The following is a 13,702-nucleotide window of genomic DNA, read 5'->3' as shown; positions in this document are numbered from 1 at the left end:
CGGCGCGACAGCTATGAAACACGGGCTTTTTGCACTGGCCTCGGCCTCGGCCCTGCTTTGGGGCACCACCGCAATGGCGCAATCGCTGCCCAATGGCGGGACGGTGGCTGCCGGGAATGTGGTCATCACCCAGCCCAACGGCACTCAACTGAACATCAACCAGAACAGTGGCGCAGCCATCGTGAACTGGAACGGGTTCTCGATTGGCAAGGGTTCGACCGTCAATATCAACCAACCGGGCAAGAACAGCGTGATCCTGAACCGGGTCACGGGCGACACCACCAGTCAGATCCACGGACAACTGAACGCCAACGGTCAGGTGCATCTGGTGAATCCAAACGGCATTTTTATCGGGCCGAACGGGCATGTGAACACGGCGGGCTTTGTGGCCTCGACCCTGAATATCTCGGATGACGATTTCCTGAACGGGCGCTACCGCTACAACGGCAATGGCAACTCGGCTGCGGTTGAGAATGCCGGAACGATCTCGGTCGTACCCGGCGGCTATGCGGCGCTGATTGGGGGCAAAGTGTCCAATTCGGGCCTGATCCGTGTGCCTTTGGGCAAGGTGGGTCTTGGGGCCGGTGAAAAGGTCACTCTGGACGTGTCGGGCGACGGATTCCTGCAGGTTGCGGTGCCGTCGAACAGCGACGATGCCTCGATGGAGGCGCTGGTGTCCAACTCGGGCCGGATCGAGGCGGATGGCGGGATCGTCCACCTCAAGGCAGCAAGCGCGCGCAATGCGGCGCGGCAGGTGATCAACATGTCCGGCGTGATTGAGGCGCGCACGGTCGGCGGTGTGTCCGGGGCGGTGGTGCTGGGCGGCAGCGGCGGCGCGGTTGAGGTCAGCGGTCGCATCGATACCTCGGCCAAGACCCTTGTGGCCAGTTCGCCCCGCCCGGTGGCGCGCGGTCAGGATGGCGGATCGATCACCATCACGGGTGAGGCGATTGCACTGCGTGGTGCGACGCTTAAGGCCAGCGGGTCAGGTAATGGCGAGGGCGGCAACATTCGGGTCGGTGGAAACTATCAGGGCGGCGCTGGATTGCAGACGGCCCATTCGACCTATGTGGATGGCGACACCCGGATTATCTCGGACGGCGGCAACCGCGGCAATGGCGGTGAGATCATCATCTGGTCGGACGTTCTGACCGAGTTCCACGGCAACATCTCGGCCCGTGGCGGGGCGCAGGGCGGCAATGGCGGTTTTGCCGAAGTGTCGGGTAAGCAGGATCTGGTCTATCGCGGGCTTGCCGATCTGCGCGCACCAAAGGGAACGGTCGGACACCTGTTGCTGGACCCGACGAACATCACGGTTCCCGGCACCATCGACGTAGCAACGCTTGAGGCAAACCTTGCGAATGGAGACGTGACGCTGGATACGTCCGGGACGGGCCCGGATGTCGGCAACATCACGATCAACGCTGATATCGACTGGACGTCCGGTTTCGACCTGACGCTGCTTGCAGACAACAACGTCGTCCTGAACGGCGCGATCAACACCAATGGTGGCTTGATCATCGATGCAGTGGGCACGATCACCACCGGGGCCGGCGGTATCGTGAATGTGGGCGCATTCACCTTGCTGAACGGATCGTGGCAGCAGATTTCCAGCACCCTGCCATCCTTCTTTGCCGCCGATTTCACCATCGAATCCGGCGGCACCTTCCTGCGGGTTCTTGGCGGGGCAGGGACGGCTGGCAACCCGTACCGGCTGACCGACATTTACGGATTGCAAGGGCTGGGTGGGTCCAGTCAGAACTTTGAGCTGGCAAACAACATCGATGCTTCGGTGACCTCAGGCTGGACGCGAGGGTTTGAGCCGATGGACTTCGACGGCACGCTCGACGGCAACCGATTTGCGATTGATAGCCTGTTCATCGACGATGCATTTGCCTTTGGTGGCATTTTTGGTGATCTGAACGGCACCGTTCGCAACCTGAGCGTTACCAATGCCGATGTCACCTCGGCCGAGGGCGGCATTCTGGCGGGATCAAACAACGGCACGATTTCCGGCGTCATGGTGTCCGGCAGCTATACCAGCACCGATTTTGAGGCAGGTGGCATTGCCGGGTTCAATACCGGGACCATCATCGACAGCTTTTCTACTGCCTCTGTGAGTGTCTTTACAATTGAATCAGACTTTGTTGTTGCGGGCGGTCTTGTCGGAGACAACTCGGGCTCGATCATCCGGTCCAACAGCTCGGGTGCGGTTCTGGGCACAACCGCCGGCGGACATGCTATGGGGGGACTGGTCGGGGTGAACTCGGGCTCGATTACCGATTCTTACTCAACCTCGGATGTATTTGGCGTCAATCTGACAGATGTGCAGACCTTTACAGCGACATTGGGCGGGTTGGTCGGCAGGAATGTCGGCGGAACGATTAACCGCACGTACTCAACCGGTAGTCTTGGTTTTTCAGGAATAAACACTCCGACGTTTGGCGGTCTGGTCGGCAGCAATACAGGGTCGGTCAGCGCCTCGTTCTGGAACACGCAGACCTCCGGTCAAAGTTCCAGCGCCGGGGGCACGGGCCTGACCACCGCGCAGTTGCAAAACACCCAAAGCTTCTACAACCGCGCCTCGGCGCAGGGTTGGGATTTTGCCAATGTCTGGGCACCGGGCACCGGCAGCACGAACCCGGCGAACTACACCACGTCGCCGGTGGTCTTTGCCATCCCCAACCCGCTGGTCGTGGCGCAGGGGCAAACCGGCAGCGCAACGGCTACCGGTACCGTGGCAGGCGGCCCGTCGGTTTATCGCTTTGGCCCGGCTTCGGACAGTCTGAACACATCGCCGATCTTTGGATCGCCGAATTTCGCCAGCACGTCGCCCGGGACCACGACCTTTACGCTGAACACCTCGTCGCTAACCAGTTCCGGGGGGCAGGTCTATACGGTGGCGGCCTTGCCCGGTACGGCTGTGATCGGGGGCGGAACCACCATTGTCACCATCCCGCCGACGCCGACGATCAAGATCACGCCGACGGTGGACACGACAATTACCGGCGGTGGCAGCGGTGGCACGGTCACAACCACCGTCACCGAGGCTGAAACCGCGCTTGGTACTGTCGACAACGCCTCGCAGGATTTTGACGCCACGCTGTCGGCCTGTGCCTCGCAAGGGGCCGATGTCAGCGCCTATCTGGCCTGTCTGGCCGAGGCGATGGACGAATACGCCTCGGATCTGGATGCGATTGTCAGCGGTCTGCCGCCGGGGCTGGAATCCGTGGGCGACATTATTCGCGGCGCCAGCGCCGGTATCCGCGAAGCCGGCAATGACGCCAACCGCCGTCTGGCACTTGCAACCACCGCCGAAGAGCGCGCCGCGATCCGTCGTGAAGCAGTGCAGGAAGCCCGCCGCCAGATCCGTCAGGCGCAGCGCGAAATCCGCAAGGCGATCACATTGATACGAGCGACCGATCCGGAACTTGTCAGCGTCCAGAACCAGCAGGTAGAGTCGATTGTGGCGGCCGTTGGACAAGCCGAAATCGGCCTGAGCCGCGCCATCGGTCTGTAATCCTTCGGAGGCATAGCCTATGTTCGTGATCCGTCTTTGTGCGGCCTTTCTGGTGACGCTGATCAGTGCCTGCATGGCGCTGGCCGATAAACGCGTCGCCCTTGTGATCGGCAATTCGGACTATGCGTCTGTCAGCCCGCTGGACAACCCGATCAACGATGCCTCGGACCTGACCCTTGCGCTGGAAGGGTTGGGGTTTGACGTGTTTCTGGGGATGGATCTGACACGGGATGAGATGCTGTCGCTGGCGGAATCCTATGGCGCGACAGCGGCGGATTCGGATGTTTCGCTGTTTTTCTATGCCGGGCACGGGTTTCAGGTGGGGGGGCGCAACTATCTGGTTCCGGTCGATGCCAACCTGACCAGCGCGGCGGACATCCCTGAACAGACCGTTGCGATGGAAGAATTCGTTACCCGGATGGAAAGGTCCGACGGTATTCGCCTGGTGTTTCTGGATGCCTGCCGCGACAACCCGTTCGAGGATGCCGGGATCAGCGTCGATAACGGTCTGGCCCGCGTCGGCAGCGCAGCGGATTTCCTGTTCGCCTACGCCACCCAGCCCGACAACGTGGCTTATGACGGCACCGGTCGGAACAGTTTCTTCACCGAGGCTCTGCTGAGCCATATCTATACGCCGGGACAGGATATCTCTGACCTGCTGATCTCGGTCCGCAAGGATGTGCTGACCTCGACGGGCGGGCGGCAGATTCCGTGGGACAACTCGTCGCTGACGCGGCAGTTCCGTTTTGACAACAGCCCCGTAACGGCCTCGGAAGAGACGCTGTTGTGGCAGGTGGCGGCGAACTCGCAGGAACCGTCGCTGATGCAGCTTTATGTCGACCGCTATCCGCAAGGCGCGCATGTGAATGAGGTTGTGGCCTTTCTTGACCGCGCCGGGCAGGCGGGTCCGCAGACCCGCGCGCTGTCGGTTGAGGAAGAGGATGAACAGGCCGAGCGTCTGTGGAAACTGGCCCAACGCAGCCGGATGCGGCCTTTGCTGGAATTCTACCTTGAGCAATACCCCGATGGTGTCCATGTCGATCAGGCGCGACGGTTGATCGCGTCGGTGCCGCGCCCCGAAGACAGCACGCCGGGCGGGATTTGCGAGCGTTTGGCGACCCACCCAAGGGACCGCACCGCCAGCATTCCCGGCGTGCCCTTCACCCGGTTGCAGGAAAACGCCCTGACCGCGATTCAGGCATGCAGCGCCGCCGCCGCACAATCGCCGGAGTTGTCGCATTACGTCGCCTTGCTGGCGCGGGCCACGATTGCCGCCGGGGATGTTGACCGGGCCGTGACCCTGTATAAGCAGGCCGCGGATGAGGGCGACTTGCGGGCCATGGTCTCGCTGGCGCAACTGCATGAAAGCGGCACCGGCGTGCCGCAGGACATGACCCGCGCGCTGGACCTGTATGAACAGGCCGCCGCCGGGGGCAGTTTCGATGCGATGATCAATCTGGCCGTCACCCTGTTCGAAGGCCAGATCGTGCCCAAGGACGAGGCGCGCGCCATTGCCCTGTTGCAACAGGCCGCTGACGGAGGTTCGGCCAAGGCCACTTTCAATCTGGGCGTTTTGGCGCAAGATGGGGCGGCGGGCGTACCTGCGCAAGCGCTTGGTTATTTCCAGAAGGCGGCACAGAACGGCGAGTATCAGGGTTATCTGGCCGCCGCCATTCTGCTGGACGAAGGGCGCGGCATCCCGCGCGATCCGCAGGAGGCCGCGCGTATGCTGCTGCGCGGTGCGGCCGAGGATAACGGCGCGATCCTCGATCAGCTCTCGCTCGCCTCGGACCAGTGGTCACGCGACACGCTGATGGAGGTGCAGAAATTCTTGCAGACCGCTGGTTACTACAACAGCACCATTGACGGTGTACCGGGGCCGAACTTTGTCGAGGCTCTGCGCCAATGGCGCAGTGGCGGGTTCGACCCGGTCATTCTGGCCGCGAACTAGACGCCAAGCCCCGCCCGGCAGGGTGGGATCAGTTCACCGGAACAAACTCGATCCGGCGGTTGCGGCGTTTGCCCTCTGCCGTGTCATTCGAGACCACGGGACGGGTTTCGCCATAGCCCACTGTCACCAGACGTTCGGGCGCGATGCCTTTTTCGACAAGGTAGGTGTTCACCGCACGGGCGCGACGCTCGCTGAGGGCCAGGTTGTCCGCATCCGATCCGTCACTGTCCGTATGACCGCCGATTTCGATCTTCAGCTCGGGGCAGCGATCCACGATGTCATAGAGATTGGTCAACAGCGGGATCGAGTCAGTTTTCAGCCGCGCACTGCCCGAATTGAAATAGATATTGCCGGTGCGCGACAGGATTTCCATCCGGCCCTCACAGGCGGTGCGGTCCAGATCGCCCTTGGTTTCCAGCGCGGCCGCACCCGGCGTGGCCGACACAAGTTCCAGTTGCGGCGGTGTACCCGCCTTGGCGCGGTCGAAGACAAAGCCGAAGCTGACAAAACCAAAGGGCAGGATATCGACGCCAGCAGCCTCTTGCAGCTTGCCACGGCCTTCTTCCAGATTGAAATCGGGCAGGGCGATGGCAATCGGCGTCGTGTTCGCCACTGCCACCCGGTCATTATCGACCAGAGTGATCGCCACCTGCGCCACGCTGTCCTTGGTCACGCCATGCAGGGTCAGCCGATAGGGCAGATCGATGATCTTGTGGCGGGACTGATGCAGATCGACCAGTTGTTCGGGCGGCAATTGGGCGGTGATCACGGCCTCGGGGAAGTTGAAGGTCTCGAAAAACAGAAACCGCATCCGCACGTTGCGCAGGTCGATCTTGGTATCGACACTGTCCATCTGCACCCGGATATCCGCCGCCCCGTCCGGGCCGATCACGCCCGACAATGTGGCAAACCCGGAATTCTCGGCGACCGAGTTCTTTTTCACCGACAGGAATTGCAGTTCCGAGGCTGCGGCATCCAGTTTCCAGCCGTGTTCGAACGGATCCACGTTTTGTGCCCACGCGGATTGTGCGATCAGCACCCCGGCTATCGCAGAAACGAGTCGCATCAGGGTTGAATGCGGCATGTGTGAACCTCTTCCTATTCTTGATACCTTTTTCGGGATATGGCAGGGCGTGGCCATAAGAAAGCCCAAAAAGGTTTGTAAGGGATTTCCGGGTCAAATGATGCCCGCGGATCACGGGCAAGGGCCGAAGATTAGGATCAAGGAACCAGACGTGCTTGGACTGTGCAGAATACTGATTGCGATCTTCGCGATGATGTGGGCGGCGCATGCCGTGGCCGAGCCACGCATTGCGCTGGTGGTCGGCAATTCCGCCTATGGTTCGGTCTCCGCGCTGGACAACCCGGTCAACGACGCGCGTCTGATGGCCGAAAAGCTGGAAGGGCTGGGGTTCGAGGTCCGGCACCTGTCCGACAGCAATCAGATCGATATGAAGCGCGCCATTTCCCAGTTCGGGCGCGATCTGCGGCGCGGTGGTGAGGATGCGGTCGGTCTGTTTTATTACGCAGGCCATGGCGTGCAGTCCTTCGGGTCGAACTATCTGCTGCCGGTGGACGTGTCGCTGGACGACCCGGCGGATCTGGACCTGATGGCGGTCGAGGCGCGCTCGGTCCTGCATCAGATGGCCTCGGCCAACAACAAGACAAACATCGTGATTCTGGACGCTTGCCGGAATAACCCGTTCGAAGATCTGGCCGATATGGACGACAATGGTCTGGCCGAGATGAAGGCGCCCACCGGCACCTTTCTGGCCTATGCGACCGATCCCGGCGGTGTCGCGCTGGATGGTGAGACGGGCAACAGTCCCTTTACCCTGAGCCTGGCCAAACATATCGAAACGCCCGGCATGGCGATTGAGCAGCTGTTCAAGAAGGTCCGGGTCGAGGTTCTGGACCAGACACGCGGCTTGCAGACGCCGTGGGATACCTCGTCCCTGACGCAGGATTTCGCGTTTTCGCTGGAGACTGAAACCCAGATCGTTCAATCTCTGCAAAGCGAAGAGGAACAGTGGCAGCAGGCCGTGAACTCGCGCGATCCGGTGCAGATCATGCTGTTCATGCGCAGCTTTCCCGAAAGCGTCCACGCCGACAAGGCCAGCGATCTGTTGCAGGTTGTTCTGGCCGAATCCTTCGGCACCGCCCTGACGCCCCCAACCCCCGAGGCGGAGCCCGAAGTGGCCGATGCCAATGAAACCGACCGTCTGATGTTCGAACTGGCACAGGTGGACGATTCGATTCATTCCTACGAGGTTTACCTGCACAGCTTCCCGGACGGCGCGTTTTCGGATCAGGCCATCGAACGGCTGGCGGCGCTGCAGTTGCAGGGCGAGACGATGACTCGCAAGGCCGAGCCCAACGTGAAGGCCCCCGATACCCAGACCACCGGCACCATCGACGCCTCGGCTGCGGTGACGATGCAGTCGGTCCTGACCTTCGGAAACTCGCATGTGCGCGGCAAAACGATTGAAGAGCTGGTCGCAGGCTCACCGCAATTCCCACCTATCGAGGGGCTGCCGGATGAACTGTGGAAGAACCAGAACTGTTCGAACTGTCACCAATGGACCGCTGACGCGCTGTGCGAACAGGCGCAGACCTATGTCAAACGTCCGGCAGCAGGCAACGTGGCCAAACAGCATCCGTTCGGCGGCGGGTTGAAGGTCAATCTGCGCCGTTGGGCCATTGACGGGTGCCAGGGCTGAGCGTCCTTGGATTGCGCCCTAAAAACACCATTTGCAAATCCTGAGCAAATTAGTCGTATAACCCACGGCTTAGTCAGATCCTTCGGAATCATGCCCGGCCTTTACGAACTCAGCCCGCCTATCAGCCGGTGCGCGATAGGAGCGCCCTATGACGCTTGCATCCTTCGCCCCGACGGATGGCCGTCTGGGCGCGACGGGCCGCTTGCCGCTGGATGGTTTTTGAGACCGGCTTGCCGTAATGGGTTTCGCAGCAAGCCAACGTCTCGGTTGCTAACGCTCAGCTATGGACCTCGATCTTGCAGATCGACATCTCTTCGACCTCATCCCAGTCGATTTCAAGACCCAGCCCGGCACCGCCCGAGGCGTTGATGTAGCCGTCAGCGTCAACCTCGATCCGGCCAAGCGCGTCGACCTGAAAGTCGGCATAGGGCACCGGCATTTCGAAATAGTCGCAATTGTCATAGGCCAGCATCAGGTGCAGGTTCGCCGCCATCGACAGGGCGCAGCCCCAGCTTTGGAACTCGACGTTGAAATTGTTGGCCTCGGCCAGCGCCATGACCTTGCGCGACGGCGTGATGCCGCCTGCGGTGGTGGCGTCGATGCGCACCCCGTCCCAACAATCGTGCCGCATGGCGTGGGCGATGTTCGGCAGGTCGACGATGGTGTTGCCGCCCGGCAGGATCGGCAGTTCGGTGCGGCGGCGCAGCTCGCGATAGCCGTCCAGATCGTGATCGGGGAAGGGCGCTTCGAGCCAGACATAGCCCATTTCGTGCATCGCCCGGGCCACTTTCAGCGCGCCCTTGTGGCTGTAATAGGCGTCGGCGTCGAACATGAAATCCAGCCCCTTGTCGCCATGGGCGGCATGGACCGCGCGCATCATGTCGATATCGGCGTTGGGCTCGCATTTATAGTGGAATTTGAACGCGCCAAAACCCTGTTCGCGCAGTTCGTCGATCAGATCCACATAAGGCTCGGGCCCGTCGAAAACCTGGGTCGAGGCATAGGCCTTGACCCGGTCGCGCGCGCCGCCGAGGAACATATACAGCGGCATGTCCGCCCGTTTCGCGGCCAGATCCCACATGGCAATGTCCAGCCCGGCGATCGAGGTGTTGGGGATCGACAGGCGGCGCAGTTGCATCCATTTCCAGATGTCCTCGCGGCGCAGCGCCGCACGGCCCAGCAAGCCTTTGAGCAGCGGTCGCATCCCTTCGGCCACGGCGCGGTCGAAATCATGTTCGGTGCAGGAAAACACACCGCCTGCACCCTCATACCCGTCCGAGGTGGTGATTCTGGCGATTGTATTGGTCGTCAGCAGTGCGGGCATGGTCGGCGACCATGAGAATTTGGGGATTCCGGTCTTGACCACATAGACCTGGATTCTTTCGATCTTACCAAAACGATCTTCTGTCATTTCAGTCATTTGCGCGCCCTCGGATGCGGGGGTTGAGGTTGAATTGCGTTGCTACGCTCTACTCAACTATGTCAAAGACTATTGACGATCAATAGATATATCAGTTAATGCGCCAAAAATCGATCACCGCCCGAATGGCAGTCAGTTGTAGAGGAGACCGCAGATGGCCAGCTTTGAATCGCAGTGGCAGAGCACGTATAAGGACACCGCAAACAGCAACCTTCCCGTGTTCGCCGATGTCGATGTTGTTGTCGTGGGCGGTGGGGCCGCCGGTGTTGCGGCTGCTGAAACGCTGGGGCGCAAGGGGCGCTCGGTTCTGGTGATCGAACGCTATGGGTTCTGTGGCGGCGGGGCCGTGGCGGGCCTGTCCGGCACGATCTGCGGCATGTTCCTGTCAACCGAAAACGAAAAGGCCGCGCCCGAGCAGGCGGTCTTTGGTTGGGCCGAGAAATTCCGCGCCGCGCTGGAAAGCCGCAATGGCGTCAGCGGGCCGCAGCGCTATGGCAAGACCTTCACCGTCACCCACGACCCGCTGGTCTGGCGCGAGGTTGCCGACGGTTTCCTGCGCGAGGCGGGCGTTCAGATCCTGTATCACTCGCAAGTCGTCGGCGTGCTGATGGAGGGCGACGCGTTTGGCGGCGTCATCGTGAACTCGAAATCCGGGCTGGCGCAGGTGCGGGCCAAGCGGATCATCGACGCCTCGGGGGATGGTGACGTGATCCACCGCGCCGGTTTTGCCACCACCAAGGGCAACAATGGCGCGATCCAGAACCCGACCATGATCTTCCGTATGGGGGGCATCGACGTGGATCGGTTCTGTGACTATTGGGGCGAGGATACGATCAGCCCGCAAAAGGTGATCGACAAGCTTATCGCCGCCGACAACGAAGGTTCGCGCCTGCCGCGCAAGAAGATCTGGATCTTCCCGACCACCCGTCCGGGCGAATTGATGATCAACGCCACCCGCATTCTGGGCTTTGACGGGCGCGATCTGGATGTGACCAACCCGGTTGACCATTCCGAGGGCGAGTTGGTTGCCCGCCTGCAAGTGCGCGAATACGCGAACTTCCTGCGTCAGCACATTCCGGGCTGCGAAGAGGGCTATGTCAACGACACCGGGGTCGAGATCGGCATCCGCCAGACCCGCACCGTGACCGGCATCGCCACCCTGACCAATGACGATGTGCTGGGCCGGGGCAAATCGCCCGACGCCATCGCCGCCTCACCGTGGCCGATCGAGCTGCATTCCGGCACCAAGCCCAAGGTCGAGTGGCTGTTCGATGACACCTACGAAATCCCCTATGGCACGCTGGTGCCGGTGCAGGGCGAAAACATCATCGTCGCGGGCCGCTGCCTGTCGGCCGAGCATGAGGCGCTGGCCTCGGCCCGGGTGACCGCGCAGTGCTTTGGCTATGGCCACGCTGCCGCGCTGGCGACCGATCTGTCGATCAACGAAGGTATCGCCATCCGCGACATCAAGGGCGCCGATATCCGCACCCTTCTGAACCACGAAGGCGCGCGCCTGTAACCGCGCCTTCGGTGCCGTCCCGGAATGCGCCTTGGGGCCGTCGTTTGGCGCCAAAGCATTCCGGACGGCGGCTGACCAAGGCGTACCGCGATCAGCCCATGGCAGGGCGCAGGTCGATGGTCGCCCTGGCAAATTCTTCAAGGTAATCGATCAGCGCATGTGATGCGGCGCAGGCTGCCGCCCGGTCGCCAGAGCTGACGGCGCGCAATATCGCGGCGTGCAGACCGGCGGCCTTCTGATAATCGTCAAAGGTCGCGTTGAAGAACCAAAACCGTCGCGACAGGCCCTGAACCGGGCGCATCGCGCGGATCAGATAGGGGTTTTCGGCTGCATCCGTCAGTGCTTCATGCGCCGTGCGCAGGGTTTTCAGGAAATCGGTCCGGTTTTCCACATTTTGCGCCATGCGGGGCAGGTCGTCGGCCAGCGCGGCCAGTTCCTTGCGCTGATGGTCCGAGGCGTTGTCACAGGCGGATTCGACACAGATTGCCTCGACCGCGCGGCGGACCTTCAGCAGTTTGAGCTGATCGCCCGCGCTGATCTGCGGAACCTGAATGCCGCGGCGCGACTGAACCTCGAGCATACCTTCATGTGCCAGCTTCTGCAGCGCCTCGCGGACCGGAGTGCGCCCAAGGTTCAACATCTCGCCCAATTCGCGTTCGGTATACAGGCCGCCGGGGGTCAGCTGGCCGATAACCACCATCGCCTCCAGCGCTTCATACGCCTTTTCCGTATCTGTCACACCAAACTCCGATCAATTCATATATCAGGGTCAGCCCTTATTATGCCAAGCCGTCCTCTTCTGCCAGTTCAGAGTCCAAAGGCGTGCAGTCATGGCTTTTCGGTTTCCTCGCGCAGCCAGCTCAGGAAAGTCTCGCGCGCTGGGGTCATCGCATGCGGGGACGGAGGGAACAGGTAATACCCTTCGACCTGTTTGACCGACGCCTCGAAAGGCCGGACCAACTGCCCCTTTGCCAGCAGATCGGACACCAACGTGTCATGGGCCATTGCCATCCCGGCATTGTTGAGCGCCGCCGTGATCGAAATCACGTAGGTCGAGGCCAGATTGACATTTCCGGATCTGCTGAACGGGATGTTGCTGGCCTTGCTCCAGGCATCCCATGTTCCGGTTGTTCCGGCGCAATCGAACAGAACCGCCGTATTCAGGTCGATGTTTCCGCCTTGATAACCGGGTGTGCAGACCGGAAAGAAATTGTCGGTGGACAAGCGTTCGGCGGACTCGAGCATTTCCTCGGGCCGTCCAAACCGGATTTCCATCGCCGCCTGTGATGCGTGGCGCTCGGGGTCCCAGATCGGGGTCACAATATCGAGAACAAGCCACGGATAGCGCGCATAAAGCCGGTGCAGGCGCGGGGTCAGCCAGAAGACGGAAAACGCCATGTTGCACTGCACGCGCACGATCTCGCCGCTGGGAGAGCCGGTAAAGGCACGGGTCCCGCTGGCGATCAGGGCAAAGGCCTCGCGGATGCTGGGCAGATAGTTCGCGCCATCCTCGGTCAGCTCTAACACTCTGGTTTTGCGGATAAACAAGTCCCGGCCCAGATAAGCTTCGAGGTTTCGCACATGCTGGCTGACCGCTGATTGCGTCAGCCCAAGTTCATTGGCCGCGCGGGTGAAGTTCAGATGACGGGCGCTTTCTTCAAAGGCGCGCAGCCATGTCAGCGGGGGAAGGCCCGAGGCCGGGTCGATCATTCGCGATCACTCCATTAATTTTTCTAATAGAATAGCCAAAGATTCATCATTTGTCACCAAAGCCCATCCTGAGGCATCTCTTTTTGAATTCAGGAGGAGAGGGCCAATGCTGCAAACCGCGCATAGCGAAAACCTATCACACTGGGCGGAACGGGCGGATCTGGCGGCAACGTTCCGCTGGACGGCGCGGCTGAACATGCATGAGGCGGTCGCCAACCATTTTTCCCTGGCGGTCAATGAGGACGGAACCCAGTTCCTGATGAACCCCAATCAGATGCATTTCAGCCGCATCCGGGCGTCGGACCTGTTGTTGCTGGATGCGAATGATCCCGAAACGCTGGACCGTCCCGGCGCGCCGGACCCGACCGCGTGGGGGCTGCATGGTTCGGTTCATCGCGGCTGCCCGCATCACCGCTGCCTGATGCATGTGCATTCGATCTATTCCACCGTTTTGGCCTGTCTGGCCGACAGCACCCTGCCGCCGATCGACCAGAACACCGCGACCTTCTTCAACCGCTATGTGGTCGACGAAAATTTCGGTGGGCTGGCCTTTGACGAAGAGGGCGCGCGCTGTGCCGCCGCCCTGCAGGACCCGAAGAAAAAGGTCATGATCATGGGCAACCATGGCGTTCTGGTCATGGGCGACAGCGTCGCGGACACGTTCAACCGCCTCTATTACTTCGAGCGCGCCGCCGAGACCTATATCCGCGCGCTGCAATGCAATGTGCCGCTGCGCGTCCTGTCGGACGAGATCGCCGAGAAAACCGCGCAGGAGCTGGAAGACTATCCCGGTCAGGCGGAACGCCATCTGGCCGAACTGAAAGCCATTCTGGACCACGAAAACGACGACTACGCGAGCTGA

9 protein-coding genes are annotated in these 13,702 nt (G+C 61.3%); 5 read left to right on the top strand and 4 right to left on the bottom strand.

Features of this window, described 5'->3' with window-relative positions; all coding sequences use genetic code 11:
• The first annotated feature begins 13 nt into the window (after window positions 1-13).
• Both ACR0E6_RS13330 and ACR0E6_RS13325 read left to right on the top strand, forming a co-directional pair.
• A complete protein-coding gene (locus ACR0E6_RS13330; protein ID WP_480584199.1) occupies window positions 14-3,520 on the top strand; it encodes a two-partner secretion domain-containing protein in 3,507 nt (1,168 codons plus the stop codon).
• 19 nt (window positions 3,521-3,539) lie between these two features.
• Window positions 3,540-5,471 carry a caspase family protein gene (locus ACR0E6_RS13325; RefSeq protein WP_480584197.1) on the top strand — a complete coding sequence of 644 codons (1,932 nt, stop codon included), beginning with the start codon at window positions 3,540-3,542 and terminating at the stop codon, window positions 5,469-5,471.
• A 28-nt stretch (window positions 5,472-5,499) separates the two neighbouring features.
• Here the strand turns inward: ACR0E6_RS13325 and ACR0E6_RS13320 are convergent, their stop codons facing one another.
• A complete protein-coding gene (locus ACR0E6_RS13320) occupies window positions 5,500-6,555 on the bottom strand; it encodes an OmpA family protein (RefSeq protein WP_170630601.1) in 1,056 nt (351 codons plus the stop codon).
• Between the two features lie 151 nt (window positions 6,556-6,706).
• On the opposite strand from ACR0E6_RS13320, the gene ACR0E6_RS13315 reads away from it, so the two are divergent.
• Window positions 6,707-8,191 carry a caspase family protein gene (locus tag ACR0E6_RS13315; protein WP_480584194.1) on the top strand — a complete coding sequence of 495 codons (1,485 nt, stop codon included), beginning with the start codon at window positions 6,707-6,709 and terminating at the stop codon, window positions 8,189-8,191.
• 277 nt (window positions 8,192-8,468) lie between these two features.
• Here the strand turns inward: ACR0E6_RS13315 and ACR0E6_RS13310 are convergent, their stop codons facing one another.
• Window positions 8,469-9,611, bottom strand: a complete 1,143-nt coding sequence (locus ACR0E6_RS13310) for a mandelate racemase/muconate lactonizing enzyme family protein (RefSeq protein ID WP_170622549.1) — start codon at window positions 9,609-9,611, stop codon at window positions 8,469-8,471.
• 154 nt (window positions 9,612-9,765) lie between these two features.
• On the opposite strand from ACR0E6_RS13310, the gene ACR0E6_RS13305 reads away from it, so the two are divergent.
• On the top strand, window positions 9,766-11,130 hold the full coding sequence (locus ACR0E6_RS13305; protein WP_480584192.1) for an FAD-dependent oxidoreductase: 1,365 nt from the start codon (window positions 9,766-9,768) through the stop codon (window positions 11,128-11,130).
• A gap of 91 nt (window positions 11,131-11,221) precedes the next feature.
• Here ACR0E6_RS13305 and ACR0E6_RS13300 read toward each other — a convergent pair whose 3' ends face one another.
• Both ACR0E6_RS13300 and ACR0E6_RS13295 read right to left on the bottom strand, forming a co-directional pair.
• On the bottom strand, window positions 11,222-11,869 hold the full coding sequence (locus tag ACR0E6_RS13300; RefSeq protein ID WP_170622551.1) for a GntR family transcriptional regulator: 648 nt from the start codon (window positions 11,867-11,869) through the stop codon (window positions 11,222-11,224).
• Window positions 11,870-11,958: 89 nt separating this feature from the next.
• On the bottom strand, window positions 11,959-12,840 hold the full coding sequence (locus ACR0E6_RS13295; RefSeq protein WP_480584189.1) for a LysR family transcriptional regulator: 882 nt from the start codon (window positions 12,838-12,840) through the stop codon (window positions 11,959-11,961).
• Between the two features lie 106 nt (window positions 12,841-12,946).
• Between ACR0E6_RS13295 and ACR0E6_RS13290 the strand changes: the two genes are divergently transcribed.
• Window positions 12,947-13,702 carry a class II aldolase and adducin N-terminal domain-containing protein gene (locus tag ACR0E6_RS13290; protein WP_480584187.1) on the top strand — a complete coding sequence of 252 codons (756 nt, stop codon included), beginning with the start codon at window positions 12,947-12,949 and terminating at the stop codon, window positions 13,700-13,702.

The sequence above is a fragment of the Ruegeria sp. AP12 genome (assembly GCF_056540025.1).
Note: the sequence above shows the minus strand (reverse complement) of the source record. Positions and strands in the feature narration are given on the sequence as shown.